Origin of the sequence: Actinocrinis sp. (genome assembly GCF_035653575.1) — a bacterium.
GTDB lineage: Bacteria > Actinomycetota > Actinomycetes > Streptomycetales > Catenulisporaceae > Actinocrinis.
In genome coordinates, this window is the sequence record NZ_DASRBQ010000069.1 from 48,956 (window position 1) to 68,232 (window position 19,277).

Here is a 19,277-nt window from a genome sequence, read left to right on the forward strand (position 1 = left end):
GCTGCGCGTAAGCAGAGCACACGTCGCGTCCGGGTACCGTTGCTGTCGTGGCAAACCTGGTCAACATCGAGGCCGTGAGCAAGGCGTACGGCACCCGGACGCTGCTCGACGGCGTGTCGCTCGGCATCGCGGAAGGCGACCGTATCGGCGTCGTCGGGCGCAACGGCGGAGGTAAATCGACGCTGCTGCGCCTGCTCGCCAAGCTCGAAACGCCGGATGCCGGCCGGGTGATCCACAGCGGCTCGGTGCAGGTCAACGTGGTCGGGCAGCACGACGAGCTCGACCCGGCCGCGACGATCCGCCAACTGCTACTCGCCGGTATGGCAGAGCACGAATGGGCCGGGCAGGCGCACGTGCGCGACGTGCTCACCGGCCTGCTCGGCGGCATCGGCGCGCCCGCGTACCGGGACGGCCTGGACACGGTCGTCGGACCGCTGTCCGGCGGCGAGCGGCGGCGGATCGCGCTGGCGAAGGCGCTGCTCGAAGCGGACCGCGGCGACCGGCTGCTGCTGCTCGACGAGCCCACCAACCACCTCGACGTCGAGGCGATCGCCTGGCTGGCCGCGCACCTCAAAGGCCGCCGGTCTGCGCTGCTCGTCGTCACGCACGACCGCTGGTTCCTCGACGAGGTCTGCACCGCCACCTGGGAGGTCGCCGGCGGCCAAGTGCACTCCTACGAGGGCGGCTACTCGGCGTACGTGCTGGCGCGGGCCGAGCGCTCCCGGGTCGCCTCGGCGGACTGGGACCGCAAGCAGAACCTGCTGCGCAAGGAGCTGGCCTGGCTGCGGCGCGGGGCCCCGGCGCGCACCTCGAAGCCGAAGTTCCGGATCGAGGCCGCCAACGCGCTCATCGCCGCCGAGCCGCCGCCGCGCGACTCGGCCGAGCTGATGCAGTTCGCCACCGCGCGCCTCGGGCGGACCGTCTACGAGCTCGAAGACGTCACTTACTCGGTCGGAGGCGCGGACTCGGGCGCTGGCGCAGACGGCAGCGGCGACGGCACCGCCGCGGCGCGCATCCTCTTCGAGCACGTCACCTGGCAGCTCGCGCCCGGCGAGCGGATCGGCCTCGTCGGCGTCAACGGCTCGGGCAAGACCAGCCTGCTGCGGCTGCTGACCGGGGCCGTCACGCCGGACTCCGGCAAGGTCGTGGCCGGCGTCACCGTCAAGCCCGCGCTGCTCTCCCAGGAGATCACCGAGATCCCGCCGGACACGCGCGTGCTCAAGGCCGTGGAGGACGTGCGGTCCGCCGTCGATCTGGGCAAGGGCCGCGCGCTGACGGCCTCTCAGCTGCTCGAGCGCTTCGGGTTCCCGGGCGAGAAGCAGTGGACCCCGGTCGGCGACCTTTCCGGCGGCGAGCGGCGGCGGCTGCAACTGCTGCGGCTGCTGATGGACGAGCCGAACGTGCTGCTGCTCGACGAGCCGACCAACGACCTGGACATCGACACGCTGACCGCGCTTGAGGACCTGCTCGACGGCTGGCCCGGCTCGCTCATCGTGGTCTCGCACGACCGCTACTTCCTCGAGCGCACAACGGACCGGATCGCGGCGCTGCTCGGCGACCGGTCGATCAGGATGCTGCCGGGTGGCGTGGACCAGTACCTCCAGCGCCGCACGGAATCGGTCGCCGCGGCCGAGGCGGCGCAGCAGCGCGGCAGGCAGGCGGCGGCAGAACGCGCCGCCGGCGCGCCGGGCGCTGGGCAAGCCGCGAGCGACCGCGCCGTGCCCAGCGCCCGGGACCAGCGCGCCGCGCAGAAGGAGATGGCGCGCATCGAGCGGCAGCTGGACAAGATCTCGGCCCGGGAGGCGGAGCTGCACGAGCGGATGGCGCAGTCGGCGACGGACTACGAGGCCGTCGGCAAGCTCGACGCGGAACTGCGCGACCTCGCCGCCGAGCGCGAGCGGCTCGAGGAGCAGTGGTTGGCGCTCGCCGAGTAGTCCGCTTCGGCTAGCGGTTCGGAAATTCGTATTTTCGCAGTACGCGCATACCGGCCGCGAAGTTCACGCTTTCGAGTGAGGGCAGTGGATTTCGCCACGCGAGCGATCCCGCGCGCCTACGGTCGATGTGTACTGACCGCGTCGTGTCGTCGGGGGTTGAAGCCGTGACGTACGGGAGCTGCGATAACTTGACCGAGCGGGAGCGTCACGTGCTGATGCGCCTGGCCGAGGGCGAGTCGAACCGGCAGATCGCCAAGAACCTGTCCATCACGCCGTCCACCGCCCGCACGCACACCCGCAACGTGCTGACCAAACTCGGCGTCAGCTCGCGGGTTCTGGCCATCGCCTCCGCGCAGCCGGTTCAGGTCTCGATCCCGGCGCTCGTGCCGCAGCCCGTACCCGCCGATCCGGTCGACGCGCTGACTCGCCGCGAGCGCGAAGTGCTCGGCTGCATGGTCGAAGGGCTGGCTCGGGCCTCGATCGCCGCGCGGCTCGGCGTCTCCCCGAACACCGTGCGCACGCACGTGCGCCACATCCTCGCCAAGCTCGGCGTGCACTCGACTCCGGAGGCCGTGGCGCTCGTCTCGAAGCGGGCCTAGCGTCCGACGCTGTGTGCCCCGGCTACGGCTGCCACGACTACGGCTGATGGACCACAATCCGCTCCGTGCCGCAGTAGACGTTGGCGGATTCGCCGCGCACGAAGCCCGCGAGCGTCATGCCGGACTCCCGCGCCAACTCCACCGCCAGCGAGGAGGGCGCGGAGACCGCGGCGAGGAGCGGAATTCCGGCGGCCGCCGCCTTCTGCACGAGTTCGAAGGAAGCGCGCCCGCTCACCGCGAGCAGATGCCCGCGTAGCGGCAGGCGACCGTCGCGCACCGCCCAGCCGATCACCTTGTCCACCGCGTTGTGCCGCCCGACGTCCTCACGCACGCACAGTAGCGTCCCGTCCGACGCGAACAGCCCGGCTGCGTGCAGGCCACCGGTCTTCGAGAACAGCTTCTGACTGCCGCGTAGCGTCTTCGGCAGCGAATACAGAACCTCGGCCGTGATCCGCAGGGGATCGGTCTCCACGCTCCAGTGCGCGTTGGCGCGGACGGCCTCGATGCTGGACTTGCCGCACACGCCGCAGGCGCTCGTGGTGTAGGTGTTGCGGTCGAGCGACCAGAGCGGCAGAGCCGTGCCCGGCGCGAGATCGACGTCGACGATGTTGTACGTGTCGTGCGCCGCCTCGATACGCCCAGTCTCGTGGCGCCCGAGCTCGATGCGCTCGGCTGAGGACCACTCGCCGCCGAGCCCGACCGGACCCGAGCAGGCCGAGTCGCCGCAGAACCGCATGCGGGCCAGCTGGTGCGCGTCCCGGATCACGCCTTCGCCGACGAGGTAACCCGCCACCAGGTCGAAATCGTCGCCCGGCGTCCGCATCGTCACCGCGATCTGCTTGCCGGCGACCCGGATCTCCAGCGGCTCCTCGGCAGCCAGCGTGTCCCGCGAGCGCCGCGCTCCGCCGCCCGCGTCACCGCCGAGCTTCAGCACTGCCTCGCGCGTCGTCACCCTGCCCATGCCATGCACGGTACCCCCGCTGCGCGAACCGCAACGTACCGCACGAGCCGGCGCAAAAGCACGACGCTCCGCGTCCCGATGGACGCGGAGCGCGCGAGATGCCCGTTCAGCGAAGAGGGGCTTCTTGGTGCAACTGACTACAGCGGCCTGTGACTACACAGCGGCCTGGACTACAGGGGCTTGACGTTCTCCGCCTGCGGGCCCTTCGGGCCGTTGGTAACTTCGAACTCGACGCGCTGGTTCTCGTCGAGCGAACGGTAGCCGCTCGTCTGGATCGCAGTGAAGTGGACGAAGACGTCGGCGCCGCCGTCGTCCTGGGAGATGAAGCCGTAGCCCTTCTCCGCGTTGAACCACTTGACCGTACCGGAAGCCATCTCTCTCCTCTAGGAAGGGGACGTCGGACAGGTCCCACACTGCGTGGGTCCCGGGTTGCCCTCCACGAACCGTCCCGCTTTGCCAGTCACGCCGGGAGAGGATGCGCCACGAAACACAAAGGCCCGCGGCCGTACTCCCGCGGGCGTTCAAACGAAGCATTCAGGGAACTGCAGCTGCAACCGGGGCCACCTTAACACGTGACTACCGCCACGTCCCTCGTTCCAACGGGTGAAATTCGAAAAGATCCCCGTTCGCTAGGGGCGAACGCTGTCCGAGACCTGGCACAAACCACCGTATGCGGTACCACCAGGTCAAAAACCGGGTGCGCGATGGTCATACAGCGCCTATGGTCCTTACCATGCCCCCTTCTTCGCCGTCCGGCGGTTCTTTCGCGTCCCTATGGCGTCTGAAGACCTATGTTCGTCCGTATCGGTGGCAGATGCTGCTCATGTTCACCGTCGCCCTCGCCGGCACGCTCGTCGGCGTCGCCGTACCCCTGCTGACCAAGGCGGTCGTGGACGGGCCGCTGCGCCGGGGGGACCGCGGCGCGCTCTGGCTGCTCGGCTTCTACGCGCTGCTGTTCGGCCTGGCCGAGGCCACCCTCATCCTCGCCCGCCGGCTCACCCTGGCCAACAGCGCGCTCGGCATCGAGAAGGACCTGCGCGACGAGCTCTACGCGCACCTGCAGCGCCTCGACGTCGGCTTCCACGACTCCTGGCAGTCGGGCCAGCTGGTCGCCCGGATGACCAGCGACATCTCCGCGATCCGGCGGTTCCTCGGCTTCGCGCTGATCTTCCTGGTGGTCAACACGATCACCTTCGGCGTGGTCGGCGTGCTGCTGATCGTCATCCACCCGCTGCTCGGCGGCGTGATCGTGGTGCTCGGACTGCCACTGAGCTATGTGATCTTCAAGTACTCGCGGACGTACCGGCGGCAGATCCGCGCCGTGCAGGACCAGCAGGGCGAGGTGGCCACCGACGTCGAGGAGTCGGCGCTCGGCATCCGCGCCATCAAGTCCTTCGGCCGAGCCGGCTTCCTGGCCGACCGCTACCTGGCCAAGGCGCGCAAGCTGCGCGGCCTCCAGCTGACCCAGATCAAGACGCTGGCCGAGATCTGGGCGGTGATCATCGCGCAGCCGCAGGTGGTGCTCGGGCTGATCGTCCTCGGCGGCGGCGTCGCGGTGGCCGACGGCACCCTCACCCTCGGCACCCTGGTCGCCTTCATCTCCCTCTACCTGCTGCTGATCTGGCCGATCGAGTCGATGGGCTGGCTGCTCGCGGCCTCCCAGGAGGCCAACACCGCGGCCGAGCGGGTCTTCGAAGTGCTCGACGCCGAGCCGCAGATCCTCAGCCCGCAGATCCCAGATCCCCAGGCGCAAGGTGCCCAAGTGCAAGGTCCTCAGGCGCAAGGTCCCCAGGCCGACGCCGCACCGGCCGCCGCACAGCTGCCCGCGCAGGCCTCGGCGGCGGCTGACGTCCCGGCCGCCGCCCGGCTGACCGAGCGCCCGCGCCCCGAGGTGCGGCCGGCTCCCGCGGCCGACAACGCGCGCCTCGCCTTCGAGCACGTGAGCTTCAGCTACCCGGTCGCCCTGGGCCGGGTTTCCGAGCAGGCGATCCTCACCGACGTGAACCTGCGCCTGGCCCCCGGCGAGACCATCGCGATCGTCGGCCCGACCGGCTGCGGCAAGACCACCCTGACGTCGCTGGTGCCGCGACTCTACGACGTCACCGCCGGCCGGGTGCTGGTCGACGGGACTGACGTGCGCGACCTGCCGCTGACCGAGCTGCGCGCCCGGGTCGCCTGCGCCTTCGAGGACCCGACCCTGTTCTCCGCCAGCGTCCGGGAGAACCTCGTGCTCGGCCGCCCCGAGGCCACCGAGGAGCAGGTCGAGGAGGCGCTGCGGATCGCGCAGGCCGGCTTCGTGCACGAGCTGCCCTGGGGCCTGGACACCCGGGTCGGCGAGCAGGGCCTGTCCCTCTCCGGTGGACAGCGCCAGCGCCTGGCCCTGGCCCGCGCCGTGCTCGGCCGCCCGCCGGTGCTCGTGCTCGACGACCCGCTCTCCGCGCTCGACGTGCACACCGAGGGCCTGGTCGAGCAGGCGCTGCGCGCGGTCCTGGCCGAGACCACCGGCCTGGTCGTCGCGCACCGCGCCTCCACCGTGCTGCTCGCCGACCGGGTCGCCCTGCTCGGCCCGCACCCCGACGGCGGCCACACCATCACCGCGCTCGGCACCCACCACGAGCTGCTGGAGACCGAGCCCGCCTACCGCGACCTGCTGTCGCAGAGCTCTGAACTCGTCGAGGAAGGCGTTTAACCCGCATGACCGTGCTCGACACCGACTCCGACGCATCCGCCGCCCGATCCGCCGACTCCGACAAGAACGCTGCCGACAAGAACGCCGAAGACAAGAACGCCGCCGTACTGGACGACTGGCGCGGGGTCGCCGCCGAGAAGGCCGACGAGATCTCGGCCAGCGGCGGGCTGTTCCTGCGCGCCCGCTCCCGCCGGCTGCTCGCCCTGCTGCTGCGCCCGCACCGCCGCGCCCTGGCCTGGGCCACCTTCCTGATCGTCGTGGTCACCGGCGCCGAGATGGCCGGCCCGTACCTGGTGTCCGTCGGCATCGACTCCGGCATCCCGGCGATCCACCGCGGCGACTGGGCCCCGATCGGCGCCGCGGTCAGCGGCATCCTGGTCACCGCGCTGGCCGGAGCCCTGCTGCGGCTGCGATTCCTGAAGGTGGCCGGACGCATCGGCCAGGACGTCCTGTTCGACCTGCGCGGCCGGGTCTTCCGCCACTTCCAGCAGCTGCCGATCGCCTTCCACGAGCGGTACACCTCGGGCCGGGTGATCTCCCGGCTCACCAACGACCTCGACGCCCTGGGCGAGCTGGTCAACGCCAGCCTCGACGGCCTGATCGACGCGACGCTGAACATCGCGGTGATCGGCATCCTGCTGGCCGTGCTCGACCCCGAGCTCTCGCTGTTCCTGCTGATCTGCCTGCCTGCGCTCTACCTGCTGCTGCGCTGGTACACCAACGGCTCGCGGGTCGCCTACCGCCGCACCCGCGAGGCGATCGCCGCGCTGATCGTGCAGTTCGTCGAGACCCTCAACGGCATCCGCGCCGTGCAGGCCTTCCGCCGCGAGCCGCGCAACGACGCGATCTTCGACCAGCTCAGCCGCGACTACAAGGACGCCAACGCGGACGCGCTGCGGCTGATGGCCTGGTTCATGCCCGGCATCAAGGCGGTCGGCGCGGTGATGACCGCCGCGGTGCTGATCTTCGGCGGCTTCCAGGTGATGGACCACGCGCTCGAGGTCGGCGTGCTCACCGCCTACCTGCTCTACCTGCGCCGGTTCTTCGACCCGCTGCAGGACCTGGCGATGTTCTACAACTCCTACCAGTCCGCCACCGCCGCCCTGGAGAAGCTCTCCGGCGTGCTGGAGGAGGAGGCCAGCGTCCCCGAGCCGGCGAACCCCGCCGAGCTGCCCTCCCCGGTGCGCGGCGAGCTGCGCTTCGAGCATGTGCGCTTCGCCTACCCGCGGCGCGAGCAGCAGTCCCCGGACGGCGAGGCGACCCCCGAGAAGGTCATCCTGCCCGACCTTGAGCTGACCATCCCGGCCGGGCAGACCGTCGCGCTGGTCGGCGCCACCGGAGCCGGCAAGTCCACGCTGGCCCGGCTGATGTGCCGTTTCTACGACCCGGACGCCGGCGCGGTACGGCTCGACGGCATCGACCTGCGCGACCTGCGCGACACCGACCTGCGCCGCGCCGTGGTGATGGTCACCCAGGAGAACTTCCTGTTCAGCGGCACCGTCGCGGACAACATCCGGTTCGGCCGGCCCGACGCAACCGACGCGCAGGTGCGGGAGGCCGCCCAGGCCATCGGCGCGCACCAGTTCATCGCGGCGCTGCCGGACGGCTACGACACCGATGTGAAGAAGCGCGGCGGCCGCCTCTCGGCCGGGCAGCGGCAGCTGGTCGCCTTCGCCCGCGCGTTCCTCGCCGATCCCGCCGTCCTGGTGCTCGACGAGGCCACCTCCTCGCTCGACGTGCCCAGCGAGCGGCTGGTGCAGCGGGCCCTGCGCACCATCCTGGCCGAGCGCACCGCGCTGATCATCGCGCACCGGCTCTCCACGGTGGAGATCGCGGACCGGGTGCTGGTCATGGAGGGCGGGCGGATCGTGGAGGACGGCACGCCGGCCGAACTGCTCGACGCCGCCGCGGGCCACTTCGCCGGGCTGCATTCCGCGTGGGTGGATTCGCTCGCCTAACCGATCGGACCCGGGAATTGCGCCGGCGTTCGGCGAACCGGAATTCATAGGGAAAACCCTTGGTCCGGCGGCGGGCGCGAACCGGCTGAGAAAGCCGCGAAACCGGACGAATCCGAGTTCGCGGGCCCGAAACACAGGCGAGTTACCAGGGAGTATCCCGCTAATCGACCGAAGCAGCCTACGATCGCCCCATGACCCGCGTACTGCTCGCAGAGGACGACGTGGCTATCGCCGAGCCTTTGGCCCGCGCGCTGCGCCGAGAGGGCTACGACGTGGACCTGCGCGCGGACGGCCCAGGGGCGCTGGCCCTGGCCCAGTCCGGCGTGGTCGACCTGCTCGTCCTCGACCTGGGGCTGCCCGGCATGGACGGGCTCGAGGTGTGCCGGCGGCTGCGCACCGACGGCCACGGCTTCCCGGTACTGGTGCTCACCGCCCGCGCCGACGAGGTGGACACCGTGGTCGGCCTCGACGCCGGCGCCGACGACTACGTGACCAAGCCCTTCCGGCTGGCCGAACTGCTGGCCCGGGTGCGCGCGCTGCTGCGCCGCGGCTCCCCGGACAGCGGGACGGCGGCCCGCGGCGTGCGTATCGACGTCGAGTCGCACCGCGCCTTCCTCGGCGACGAGGAGCTGAACCTGACCGCCAAGGAGTTCGACCTGCTGCGCGTGCTGGTGCGCGACGCCGGCCGCGTGATAACCAGGGAACAACTGATGCGCGAAGTCTGGGACACTACCTGGTGGTCCTCGACCAAGACGCTCGACATGCACATCTCCTGGCTGCGTAAGAAGCTCGGCGACGACGCCGCCAACCCCCGGTTCATCTCCACCGTGCGGGGGGTCGGCTTCCGGTTCGAGCGCGGCTGATTGACGTGTCCCGCGGCGGTCGAACCCGGACCAGCAAGGCACCGTCCAGGGCCAGGGGGGTTCGATGCGCCGCCGGATGATCAAGTCGACGGTCTCCGCCGTGCTGATCGTCGTCGTGCTGCTCGGCGTGCCGCTGGGCATCATCGACGCGCTGCGCATCAGCGAGGCGGAGCACGCCGCGCTCAATCAGAAGGTGCAGCTCATCGGCTTCCAGCTGGACCAGCAGCTGGCGGTCAACCAGCAGGTCGACCTGGACGCGCTGAAGAAGCTGGTGCCGCGGGGCGACAGCGTGGCCGTCACCTATCCCGGCCACGCCAAGCAGCCGGTGATCATCAACCCGCAGGTCACCGACCACCCCAGGTCCAGCGACGTGTACAAGGGACCGCCGCCGCGCTCGGTGACCGCGATCCTGACCGAGTCCTGGTCGCCGACCGAGACGCGCATCCGCGGCAGCCTGCTGCTGGTGCTCGGCGTGGCGGTGCTGGCCACCGTGGCGGCCTGCGGGGTCGCCTTCCTCCAGGCGCGCCGCCTAGCCCGGCCGCTGAGCGACCTGGCGCAGACCGCCGAGCGGCTCGGCTCCGGCGACCCGCGCCCGCGCCACCGCCGTTACGGCATCCCCGAGCTCGACCGGGTCGCCGAGGTGATCGACCACACCGCGGAGCGCATCTCCCGGATGCTGGCCACCGAACGCCGGCTGGCCGCGGACGCCTCGCACCAGCTGCGCACGCCGCTGACCGCGCTGTCCATGCGCCTTGAGGAGATTATCGCGGCGCAGGATCTGATGGACGTGAAGGAGGAGGCGGCGGTCGCGCTCACCCAGGTCGAGCGGCTGACCGACGTCGTGCAGCGGCTGCTGACCGACGCGCGCGACACCCGCAGGTCCACCTCGACCGTGCCGATCGACGTGGACATGGTCATCCGGCAGCAGATCTTCGAATGGCGGCCGGCCTTCCGCAGCGCCCGGCGCCCGATCCGGGTCGACGGCGTGCGCGGCCTGGCCGCGGTCGCCACGCCCGGGGCGTTCGCGCAGGTGCTCGCAACGCTTATGGAGAACTCGCTGATGCACGGCGCCGGCCCGGTCACCATCCGCACCCGGACCACCGGCGGCTCGGTGGTGGTCGAGGTGTGCGACGAGGGCCCCGGGGTGCCGCCGGAGCTCGGCGCGCGGGTCTTCGAGCGGTCGGTGTCCGGCCGCGCCTCCACCGGTCTCGGCCTGACCGTGGCCCGGGAGCTGGCCGAGGCCGACGGTGGCCGGCTGGAGCTGCTGCAGCAGCGGCCGCCGGTGTTCGCGGTGTTCCTCACCGCCTTCGACCCGGTGATGTAGCGAGGCCGTCTGGCGGGACCGACCAGGGGGCCGGGTAGCGGGGCGCGCGGCAATGCGCGAACGCGCTCCCGGCGGTACCCGTGCGGTGAAAGTAAGTCGTGAAACTTATGGCACGCGGCAGGACAGTGGCGCGAAAGAGTGGGCGGGAACCCGATCGGGTTCCCGCCCTGAAGCTGTGCGGAAGTCTTGGCTGAGGCCGGTTACCGCTCGGCGCGCAGCAGGTCGCCGGAGCCGGAGCGCTTGTGCCGCGGGCTGCTCGGCACCATCGGCAGCTGCGAGGTGGGCAGCGGCTCGGCGGCGGGGAACTGGAACTGCTCGCCGGCCAGCGCCGGGTCCGCCTTCGGGAAGATCCAGGTGCGGTAGGTCCACAGCCGGAAGACCATTCCGAGCGGCATGCCGAACATGTACTTGGCCACGTTGTTCGCCAGCGCGCCGTCGAAGTGCAGGATGTACTGCGAGAACGCCAGCGGCACCGTCTCGATCAGCATCCCGATGCCGTTGACCGCGAAGAACAGCACCAGCTCGCGGCTGCGGCCGATCGAGTCGCGGTCCTTGTAGGTCCAGAACCGGTTGCCTACGTACGCGACGATCGTGGCCACGACGGTGCCGACCACGGAGCCGATGACCGGCTTGTGCGGGATGGCCTGCCAGCACAGGTTGGTCACCAGCATGTTCACCACAAGGGCGATCAGGCCGATCGTGCCGAACTTCGCCAGCTCGTGAAAGCCGCGGCGAACTCGGGCGTATGCAGCTTGTAGTGCCGCCACTGTGGATTACCTACCTGACTTCCGGGGGCTCACCACTACGAGAGTAGCCATTCTTGACCGCCGCAGACCGCCACCATAGGTCCCGTAGCAGACCTGTGACGGACACATTGCCCGTTCAAGGTATACGAGACGCGGCCGCCAACCCATGACAGCACAAAGGAATGACCGCGGCAGCCGGAGTTCTCGGGCGATTCTGGCGCATTCCGGCACCGCCGGGTGAATGTGACCGAGCTCACCCGGTGTTCCCGGCGTGGCGGACCGCGGACCTGCCGCTCGGCATGAACAGGGTCTGACCGCCGTTAGGCTTGGTTCCTGTGATCGGCACACCTACCGCACTAACGGACACGGGACGTGGCAGCTCCGGAGCCGTGAGCGCGCCGGTGGTCGGCGTCATCGGCGGCGGCCAGCTGGCCCGGATGATGCAGCCCGCGGCCATCGCGCTCGGCGTGCGACTGCGCGTGCTCGCGACAGGCCCCGACGAGTCGGCCGCGCAGGTGATCCCGGACGTAGCCCTCGGCGCCCATGACGACCCCGAAGCGGTCCTGGCCTTCGCCCGCGGCTGCGACGTGATCACCTTCGACCACGAGCACGTGCCGACTCCGGTGTTGGAGCGCCTGATCGAACTCGGCGTCGCGGTACGGCCGGGACCGGGTGCCCTCGTGCACGCACAGGACAAGTCGGTCATGCGGGAGCGGCTGAGCGCGATCGGCGTGCCGTGCCCGCAGTGGGCCCACCTGGACGATTCGGGCGACGGCGTCGAGGGCGTGATCGCCAAGGCCACCGAGTTCGCGAAGGAAGCCGGCTGGCCCTTCATCCTCAAGACGGCGCGCGGCGGTTACGACGGCAAAGGCGTCTGGCGGATCGAGAACGTACAGCAGTTGCGTGAGGTGGCGCATGGCGCGGCAACGCGTGGCGTGAAGCTCATCGCCGAGGCGCTGGTCCCCTTCACGCGGGAGCTGTCCGCACAGGTCGCGCGCTCGCCGCATGGGCAGGCGGTGGCGTACCCGGTGGTCGAGACGGTGCAGCGGGAGGGCATCTGCCGCGAGGTGTACGCTCCGGCCCCCGGTCTGGACGTGGACCGCTCGGCCGAGGCGCAGCGCATCGCGCTCACCATCGCCCGGGATCTGGATGTGACCGGGATGCTGGCGGTCGAGCTGTTCCAGACCGCCGATGGCGCGCTGAGCGTCAACGAACTGGCGATGCGGCCGCACAACTCCGGCCACTGGAGTATCGACGGCGCGGTGACCAGCCAGTTCGAGAACCACCTGCGGGCGGTGCTGGACCTGCCGCTCGGCGCGCCGACCCCGCAGGCTCCGGTGGCGGTGATGGCGAACGTGCTCGGCCTCGACCTGCCCGACGTCTACCCGGCGTACCTGCACTGCATGGCCCGCGACCCGGGGCTCAAGATCCACATGTACGGCAAGGCGGTCAAGCCCGGCCGCAAGATCGGGCACGTGACCGTGCTCGGCGACGACTTCGAGGACTGCGTCGAGCGCGCCGCGCACGCCGCCGCCTACCTGCGGGGAGAGATCGATGAGTAGCGGCCGGTCCGAGGGCGGGAAATCAGGCGGTGCACAGGTCGGCATCGTCATGGGCTCGGACTCGGACTGGCCGGTGATGAGCGCGGCCGCCGAGGCGCTCGCCGAGTTCGAGGTCGAATACGAGGTGGACGTCGTCTCGGCGCACCGGATGCCGCAGACGATGATCGAGTACGGGCAGCGCGCCGCCTCGCGCGGTCTCAAGGCGATCATCGCGGGAGCCGGAGGCGCCGCGCACCTGCCCGGGATGCTCGCGTCAGTCACGCCGCTGCCGGTGATCGGCGTGCCGGTGCCGCTGAAGTACCTGGACGGCATGGACTCGCTGCTGTCGATCGTGCAGATGCCCGCTGGCGTGCCGGTCGCGACGGTGTCGGTGGGCGGCGCGCGCAACGCCGGCCTGCTCGCGGTCAGGATCCTGGCTGCGCACGACCCGCGGCTTCTGGCGGCGATGCGCGCGTTCCAGGACGACCTCGAGGCGCAGGCCCGGGCAAAGGGTGCCGTGCTGCGCGCGAAGCTCGCCGCCGACGAGAGTTAGGGCCTAGCCGACGACCGGGCGTCCGAGCGCGCGGTACGTCCAGCCCGCCTCATGCCAGCGCTGTGCCGCCAACGCGTTGCGGCCGTCCACGATCCGCCGCTGCGACGTGACCTTGCCGACCTCCTCCGGATCCAGCTCGCGGAACTCCTGCCACTCCGTCAGGTGCAGGATCACGTGTGCGCCGCGCGCCGCCTCCAGCGCCGAGTCCGCGTAGGCCAGCGTCGGGAACAGCTTGGCCGCGTTGTCGTTCGCCTTCGGGTCGTACACCGTCACCTGCGCTCCCTGCAGCAGGATCGACGCCGCCACGTTCAGCGCCGGCGAGTCGCGCACGTCGTCCGAGTTCGGCTTGAACGCCGCGCCCCACACCGCGACCCGCTTGCCGAGGAACGAGCCGTCGCACTGCTCGCGGGCCAGGTCCACCATGCGCACCCGGCGGCGCATATTGATCGCGTCGACCTCCTTGAGGAAGGCCAGCGCCTGGTCCACGCCCAGCTCTCCGGCGCGCGCCATGAACGCCCTGATGTCCTTCGGCAGGCAGCCGCCGCCGAAGCCGAGGCCGGGCACCAGGAACCTGCCGCCGATCCGCGCGTCGTAGGACAGCGCCTCGGACAGCTGCATCACGTCGCCGCCCGCCGCCTCGCAGACCTCCGCCATCGCGTTGATGAAGGAGATCTTGGTGGACAGGAACGCGTTCGCGGCGGCCTTCACCAGCTCGGCGGTGGCCAGGTCGGTGACCACCAGCGGCGTGCCGGCCTCGATCAGCGGCGCATAGACGTCCCGCAGCGCCGCCTCGGCATGCGCCGAGGCGACCCCGATCACCAGCCGGTCTGGCCGCAGCGTGTCCCCGACCGCGTAACCCTCGCGCAGGAACTCCGGGTTCCAGGCCACCTCCACGCCGGCGCCGGCCGGGGCCAGCTCCAGGAAGCGCTCGGTCAGCCGGACCGCCGTTCCCGCCGGAACCGTCGACTTGCCCGCGATCACCGTCGGCTGGTCCAGATGCGGGGCCAGCCCGTCCACCACCGCCTCGACGTAGCGCAGGTCCGCCGCGTACTCGCCCTTGCGCTGCGGCGTGTTCACGCAGATGAAGTGCACGTCGGCACCGAATCCGGCGACTTCGGCGTACGAGGTGGTGAAGCGGAGCCGGCCGCTCGCGACGTGCTTGGCCAGCAACTCGTCGAGCCCGGGCTCGTAAAACGGCACCGTGCCCGCGGTGAGCGCGGCGATCTTCTCCGCGTCCACGTCCATGCCCAGGACTTCATAGCCCAGCTCGGCCATACAGGCCGCATGCGTGGCGCCGAGGTATCCGGTGCCGATCACGCTGATTCGTGCGGCCACGTGCCGTCCCCTTCCGCTGCGAGCTTCTGCGCAACCGACCCTAACGCGTCAGCCGCCAATGACTGTGACTCGCGCCTCGCTGTAGTCGCGGTAGGCGGGGCTGGCGCGCCGCCTACCGGTGAGTAACAATGACGGGGTGACCCAGGACCAGGACTTCGACCTCTTCACCGTCCGCGAGGAGCACGAGCTGCTGCGCGAGTCGGTGCGCTCTCTCGTCGAGACGAAGATCGCGCCGTACGCGGCCGCCGTGGACGAGGAGGCGCGCTACCCGCAGGAGGCGCACGACGCGCTGCACGCCGCGGACATGCACGCCATCCACATCCCGGAGCAGTACGGCGGCGCCGGGGCGGACGCCCTGGCGACCTGCATCGTCATCGAGGAGATCGCGCGCGCCTGCGTGTCCTCCTCGCTCATCCCGGCGGTCAACAAGCTGGGCACGATGCCGCTGATCCTGTCCGGGTCCGAGGAGCTGAAGCAGAAGTACCTGCGTCCGGTCGCCGAGGGCCGCTCGACCTTCTCCTACGCCCTCTCCGAGCCCGAGGCCGGCTCGGACGCGGGCGGCATGACGACGCGTGCGGTCCGCGACGGCGACGGCTGGCGGCTCAACGGCGTCAAGCGGTGGATCACCAACGCCGGCGTCTCCGAGTACTACACCGTCATGGCGGTCACCGAGCCGGGCATCGGCACGAAGGGCATCTCTGCCTTCGTGGTGGAGAAGAGCGACCCGGGCTTCACCTTCGGCGCCAAGGAGAAGAAGCTCGGCATCAAGGGCTCGCCGACCCGCGAGCTGTATTTCGACGACGTGTGGATTCCGGGCGACCGGATCATCGGCGAGCCCGGCACCGGCTTCCGCACCGCGATGCGCACGTTGGACCACACCCGCGTCACCATCGCGGCGCAGGCGCTCGGCATCGCGCAGGGCGCCCTCGACTACGCGGCCGAGTACGTCAAGCAACGCAAGCAGTTCGGCAAGCCGATCGCGGAACTGCAGGGCGTCCAGTTCATGCTCGCCGACATGGGCATGAAGATTGCGGCGGCGCGCCAGCTCACCTACGCCGCGGCGGCCAAATCCGAGCGCAACGACAAGGACCTGACCTTCTACGGCGCGGCGGCCAAGTGCTTCGCCTCCGATGCCGCGATGGAGGTCACCACGGACGCGGTCCAGCTGCTCGGCGGCTACGGCTACACGCAGGACTACCCGCTGGAGCGGATGATGCGTGACGCCAAGATCACGCAGATCTACGAGGGCACGAACCAGGTCCAGCGCGTGGTGATGGCCCGTCAGTTGCTGCGCGGCTGAGCGGACCCCTCGGCCGAAAGCGTCGCACCGTCTGAGTTTCCGGACGGTGCGATGCTTCGCTACATGCGAACTTTCGCACGGTGTCATGAGCCTCTGACAGAGTGGAAGTATTGACGCGCGGCGTGGATTGCTGAAAATAGCCCTGGCTGCAGGCCCAAATTAATACAATCCACTTTTGGTACGCAGTGCTCATGACGACGGGGCTTGACATGCCGGATCCCGGATGGCGGCTGGGCGGCCGCTATACGCTGCTCGAACGCCTCGGCGAAGGGATCGCCGGGGAGGTCTGGCGTGCGCAGGACGAGAGCGCGGGAACGCAATGCGCGGTGAAATTGCTGCGCCCCGAACTCGTCCAGGACGAGGGTGCCCTGGCCAGGCTGCGCGCCACCATCGCGTGGATTAGCCAGCTGACTCACCCGAACATCGTCCCGGTCGATGACCTCGTGATGCAGTACGGCGCCGGGGCAGAGGACGGCACGGCGGTGCTGGAGGGCCCTGAGCCAGAGGACGGCCCTGCATTACAGAACAGCCCTGCGTCACCGAACGACCCTGCGCCACCAAACGACCCTGCGCCACCAAACGACACAGTGGCGCTGATCTCCCGGCTGGTGCCTGGAGAGAGCCTTCGCGCGCTACTCGATCGGCAAGGCACGGTGCCGACCGGTCAAGCCCTCTCGCTGACCGCGCAACTGTGCGACGCGCTGTCGGCCGCGCGGCACGTCGGCGTCGCGCATGGTGACGTGAAACCGTCGAATCTCCTGCTGGAACCGGATCCGGACACGCACATCGCGTTGCGGCTGACCGACTTCGGCATCGCCGCGCTGCTCGGCCGGGCCGTGGTGCAACAAACCGTGGCGCCGCAGACCGCCGTGGCGAGCGCGGGCGGCGACTATGTCGCACCGGAACTCGGCGCGGGGGAGGCGCCGACGGAGTCCGCTGACGTATACGCCGCCGCAGTCGTGCTCTACGAGGCTCTGACCGGCGAGCCGCTATTCGGCCGTCGGATGCAGGGACAGGTGCGGCGTGACGCGCCCCCTCCGGTCGTATTGCCCGCCGATCTGCCGGACACGGTCGCAGAAGCGCTTATCGCCTGCCTCGACGAGAATCCGCGGCACAGACCTTCCGCCGCGGAATTCGCCGCTGTCCTGCGGGAGGCCGCCATCGCGCCGGAAATGGTGCCGTCCCCGCCTGTCGTCGAGGTCGCCCCCGGCCCGAATCTGGACTTCTTCGGCGACGACGGACAGGCAGCGCAGCAGGATCGGCTGCCCGCGCTGGTCGAGAAGCGTGGGACGGGCGTTACACGTCGAGCGGGCGCCGCCGTCGCGGCCCACGGCGCCGGGCGGGCGGCCCGGCGAACGCGCGGCACCCAGCCGTGGACGATCCTCGCCGCATCACTGTGTGGCGTCGCGCTCGCGGCCTTCATCACCTTCGGGTTAGCGACGCATGGTTCCCCGCACGCGAACGCGTCCACGCTGCCGACGCGCGCTGATCTCATCGGACCGGCGGGCAGCGCGACGTCGCAGAGTACTGCTACCGGCACGCCGACGAACACGTCCTCCGCGACCGCCTCTCCCACGCCGAGCAGCACCGCATCGGCGACGCCGTCACCGAGCCGGAATACGCCAAGCGCGTCAGCCGGCGCGTCCAGCCCGGCCGCTCCCGCGCCGAGCCCGTCGGGTTCCAGCCAGCAGGTCAGCCATACCGGCCGGCTGCTCAACGCGGGCTCCGGAACGTGCCTCGACACCTCCGGCGGCTATTTCGCCAACGGGGTGGTGGAACAGATCTGGACCTGCGACAACGGAATCGGGCAGGTCTTCACGCTGGCCTCGACCGGGCAACTGACCGTCGACGGCGGGCAGTACTGCCTCGCCGACGCCACTTCTGCCGACGCGACCGGCACACACCCGCAGCTGTTCACCTGCGGCAGCCAATCGCATGAGCGATGGACAATGCGATCCGACGGCTCGCTCGTCGGCAACCACTCCGGCCTGTGCGTGAACGCGCCGGGAAATGACAACGGCACGCAGCTCGACTTCGAACCGTGCAGCGGCCAGGCGCACCAGAAGTGGTCCTGGGACTGAAATTCGGGCTTCGAACGCGGCTTCTCCTTTTCTGATTCCGTCGCAGTCGTGGGTAAAGCCGCTGCCGCCGCGGGCACCGTGCGGCGGCAGCGGAGTCTGTGTCAGGACGTGGGCAGCCAGACCCGCATTGGTCCGTCCTCTCGGTTCGCCCACGCGAAATAAGGGATCGCAGTCAGCTCGAACTTTTCGGCGGTGTCCGCGCCGGCGGCGGCATGGGAGTCTGCGCCCGCGCCCGCGCGCTTCGCTTGCCGGAAGCTGCGGTACGGCCACCACGCGGCCGTGCCGTCCCCTCCACCTCGTGCGCCGTCCGGAGCTGGCGTTGCGCGGCGTCGGCCGACGCCGCGCAATACGGTCACGCCGCCGAGCAAGCCCGGATCGTGCTTCTCGGTGAGCCGGGCCGACGGGTCGAAAAGCAGGTCGTCGAGGCCGCCGCCGGGATGATCGACCCCTTCGACGCAGTACACCAGCGGCCCGCGCTCGATCGCCACGCAGCCGCGCACGGAGTCGACGCGCGGGTCCGCGACCGTGAGCCGGGGATCGAGGGAGAGTTCGAGTTCGAGGGCGTCACCGGGACGCCAGGCGCGGCGTAGGCGCAGCCAGCCCTCTTCGGGCACTGCTTCGGTCGGCTCGCCCTCGACGACGAGCCGGAAACCCTTGCACCAGGCGGGGATGCGCAGCGACAGGGTCCACGGGGCGGCGTCGGCGGGGCATTCGTCCACGACGATCCAGACCCGGCCGTGCCACGGATAATCGGTCGCCACGCGTACTGCGCACCGGCCCTGTGTGGTCTCGTCGCCGAAGCGTCCGGTCGCGTACTGGTGTAGCTGAAGTCCGGAGTCGTCGGCCGAGGCGAAGTAGTGCGGCAAGCTGGCCAGCAGTCGCATCACGTTCGGCGGGCAGCAGGCGCAGCGGAACCAAGGGGTGCGGCGCGCGCCGTGGTCTCCGTCAGGGTACTGATAGCCGTCGCGCACCTGCAGTGGGTTGATATAGAGCCACCGCTCACCGTCCAGCGAGACGCCCGGAAGCACCGCGTTGTACAGCGTGCGCTCGATCAGGTCCGAATACTTCGTCTGGCCGGTGAGCAGCGCCATCCGCCAGCTCCATTGCACGGAGGCGACCGCCGCACAGGTCTCGCAGTAGGCCCGCTCGTTCGGTAGCTCGTAGGGATCGCCGAAGTCCTCGTCGTCGTGGTGCGAGCCGAGCCCACCGGTCAGGTACGTCTTGCGTGCGACCATCTCTGCCCACAAGCGCTCGGCTGCGGCCCGCAACTCCTGGTCGTCGTCCTCCGCGGCCACGTCGGTGACTCCGGCGAGCAAGTACAGCTGCCGCACCGCGTGCCCGGCGACCTCGGTGGCCTCACGCACCGGGACGTGATCCTGGCAGTACACCGGTC

Annotated in this window: 14 protein-coding genes and 2 pseudogenes; 11 read left to right on the forward strand and 5 right to left on the reverse strand. The window is 70.3% G+C overall.

Features of this window, described 5'->3' with window-relative positions; all coding sequences use genetic code 11:
- Positions 1 to 47: 47 nt before the first annotated feature.
- The 3 genes and pseudogenes from VFA06_RS10135 to VFA06_RS25890 all read left to right on the forward strand — a co-directional run.
- Positions 48 to 1,934, forward strand: coding sequence for an ABC-F family ATP-binding cassette domain-containing protein (locus tag VFA06_RS10135; protein ID WP_324840208.1), 1,887 nt, complete (start codon positions 48 to 50; stop codon positions 1,932 to 1,934).
- 125 nt (positions 1,935 to 2,059) lie between these two features.
- A pseudogene (locus VFA06_RS25885) lies at positions 2,060 to 2,269 on the forward strand (response regulator transcription factor); the annotation flags it as partial.
- A 75-nt stretch (positions 2,270 to 2,344) separates the two neighbouring features.
- Positions 2,345 to 2,533: pseudogene (locus VFA06_RS25890) on the forward strand (helix-turn-helix domain-containing protein); the annotation flags it as partial.
- A gap of 37 nt (positions 2,534 to 2,570) precedes the next feature.
- On the opposite strand, the gene fdhD reads toward VFA06_RS25890, so the two are convergent.
- Both fdhD and VFA06_RS10150 read right to left on the reverse strand, forming a co-directional pair.
- The gene (fdhD, locus tag VFA06_RS10145) at positions 2,571 to 3,494 is read right to left on the reverse strand and encodes a formate dehydrogenase accessory sulfurtransferase FdhD (RefSeq protein WP_324840210.1); all 924 of its coding nucleotides are present in this window, start codon (positions 3,492 to 3,494) and stop codon (positions 2,571 to 2,573) included.
- A 170-nt stretch (positions 3,495 to 3,664) separates the two neighbouring features.
- Entirely contained in the window at positions 3,665 to 3,868 is a 204-nt protein-coding gene (locus tag VFA06_RS10150) for a cold-shock protein (RefSeq protein WP_324840211.1), read from the reverse strand.
- Between the two features lie 440 nt (positions 3,869 to 4,308).
- Between VFA06_RS10150 and VFA06_RS10155 the strand changes: the two genes are divergently transcribed.
- The 4 genes from VFA06_RS10155 to VFA06_RS10170 all read left to right on the forward strand — a co-directional run bounded on the left by VFA06_RS10155 (position 4,309) and on the right by VFA06_RS10170 (position 10,328).
- Positions 4,309 to 6,183: an ABC transporter ATP-binding protein gene (locus VFA06_RS10155; RefSeq protein WP_324840212.1), complete on the forward strand. Its 1,875-nt coding sequence runs from the start codon at positions 4,309 to 4,311 to the stop codon at positions 6,181 to 6,183.
- A gap of 5 nt (positions 6,184 to 6,188) precedes the next feature.
- On the forward strand, positions 6,189 to 8,141 hold the full coding sequence (locus tag VFA06_RS10160) for an ABC transporter ATP-binding protein (protein WP_324840213.1): 1,953 nt from the start codon (positions 6,189 to 6,191) through the stop codon (positions 8,139 to 8,141).
- 191 nt (positions 8,142 to 8,332) lie between these two features.
- Complete coding sequence (locus VFA06_RS10165; RefSeq protein WP_324840214.1) at positions 8,333 to 9,004, forward strand: response regulator transcription factor; 672 nt, start codon at positions 8,333 to 8,335, stop codon at positions 9,002 to 9,004.
- Positions 9,005 to 9,068: 64 nt separating this feature from the next.
- Complete coding sequence (locus VFA06_RS10170) at positions 9,069 to 10,328, forward strand: HAMP domain-containing sensor histidine kinase (RefSeq protein WP_349260140.1); 1,260 nt, start codon at positions 9,069 to 9,071, stop codon at positions 10,326 to 10,328.
- A 200-nt stretch (positions 10,329 to 10,528) separates the two neighbouring features.
- On the opposite strand, the gene VFA06_RS10175 is transcribed toward VFA06_RS10170, so the two are convergent.
- Positions 10,529 to 11,095, reverse strand: coding sequence for a GtrA family protein (locus VFA06_RS10175; protein ID WP_324840216.1), 567 nt, complete (start codon positions 11,093 to 11,095; stop codon positions 10,529 to 10,531).
- Positions 11,096 to 11,511: 416 nt separating this feature from the next.
- Here VFA06_RS10175 and VFA06_RS10180 point away from each other — a divergent pair, with 416 nt between their 5' ends.
- Both VFA06_RS10180 and purE read left to right on the forward strand, forming a co-directional pair.
- On the forward strand, positions 11,512 to 12,636 hold the full coding sequence (locus VFA06_RS10180) for a 5-(carboxyamino)imidazole ribonucleotide synthase (protein WP_414639863.1): 1,125 nt from the start codon (positions 11,512 to 11,514) through the stop codon (positions 12,634 to 12,636).
- Positions 12,629 to 13,168 (forward strand): 5-(carboxyamino)imidazole ribonucleotide mutase, encoded by a 540-nt coding sequence (gene purE / locus VFA06_RS10185; protein ID WP_324840218.1) that lies wholly within the window; start codon positions 12,629 to 12,631, stop codon positions 13,166 to 13,168. Before VFA06_RS10180 ends, purE begins: the two co-directional genes overlap by 8 nt.
- Before the next feature lie 3 nt (positions 13,169 to 13,171).
- Here purE and VFA06_RS10190 read toward each other — a convergent pair whose 3' ends face one another.
- Entirely contained in the window at positions 13,172 to 14,503 is a 1,332-nt protein-coding gene (locus tag VFA06_RS10190) for a UDP-glucose/GDP-mannose dehydrogenase family protein (protein WP_324840219.1), read from the reverse strand.
- A gap of 136 nt (positions 14,504 to 14,639) precedes the next feature.
- Between VFA06_RS10190 and VFA06_RS10195 the strand changes: the two genes are divergently transcribed.
- Together VFA06_RS10195 and VFA06_RS10200 are read left to right on the forward strand one after the other, a co-directional pair.
- Positions 14,640 to 15,803 (forward strand): acyl-CoA dehydrogenase family protein, encoded by a 1,164-nt coding sequence (locus VFA06_RS10195; protein ID WP_324840220.1) that lies wholly within the window; start codon positions 14,640 to 14,642, stop codon positions 15,801 to 15,803.
- 191 nt (positions 15,804 to 15,994) lie between these two features.
- Positions 15,995 to 17,884, forward strand: a complete 1,890-nt coding sequence (locus VFA06_RS10200; protein WP_324840221.1) for a serine/threonine protein kinase — start codon at positions 15,995 to 15,997, stop codon at positions 17,882 to 17,884.
- Positions 17,885 to 17,985: 101 nt separating this feature from the next.
- On the opposite strand, the gene VFA06_RS10205 is transcribed toward VFA06_RS10200, so the two are convergent.
- On the reverse strand, positions 17,986 to 19,277 hold a 1,292-nt coding region (locus VFA06_RS10205; protein WP_324840222.1), incomplete at its 5' end, for a glycoside hydrolase family 127 protein.

Bases quoted from the DNA above. Each gene is read 5' to 3' on its own strand.
- fdhD (WP_324840210.1), bottom strand. From the start codon at position 3,494: ATGGGCAGGGTGACGACGCGCGAGGCAGTGCTGAAGCTCGGCGGTGAC.
- VFA06_RS10150 (WP_324840211.1), bottom strand. From the start codon at position 3,868: ATGGCTTCCGGTACGGTCAAGTGGTTCAACGCGGAGAAGGGCTACGGC.
- VFA06_RS10155 (WP_324840212.1), top strand. From the start codon at position 4,309: ATGCTGCTCATGTTCACCGTCGCCCTCGCCGGCACGCTCGTCGGCGTC.
- VFA06_RS10160 (WP_324840213.1), top strand. From the start codon at position 6,189: ATGACCGTGCTCGACACCGACTCCGACGCATCCGCCGCCCGATCCGCC.
- VFA06_RS10165 (WP_324840214.1), top strand. From the start codon at position 8,333: ATGACCCGCGTACTGCTCGCAGAGGACGACGTGGCTATCGCCGAGCCT.
- VFA06_RS10170 (WP_349260140.1), top strand. From the start codon at position 9,069: ATGCGCCGCCGGATGATCAAGTCGACGGTCTCCGCCGTGCTGATCGTC.
- VFA06_RS10180 (WP_414639863.1), top strand. From the start codon at position 11,512: ATGATGCAGCCCGCGGCCATCGCGCTCGGCGTGCGACTGCGCGTGCTC.
- purE (WP_324840218.1), top strand. From the start codon at position 12,629: ATGAGTAGCGGCCGGTCCGAGGGCGGGAAATCAGGCGGTGCACAGGTC.
- VFA06_RS10200 (WP_324840221.1), top strand. From the start codon at position 15,995: ATGACGACGGGGCTTGACATGCCGGATCCCGGATGGCGGCTGGGCGGC.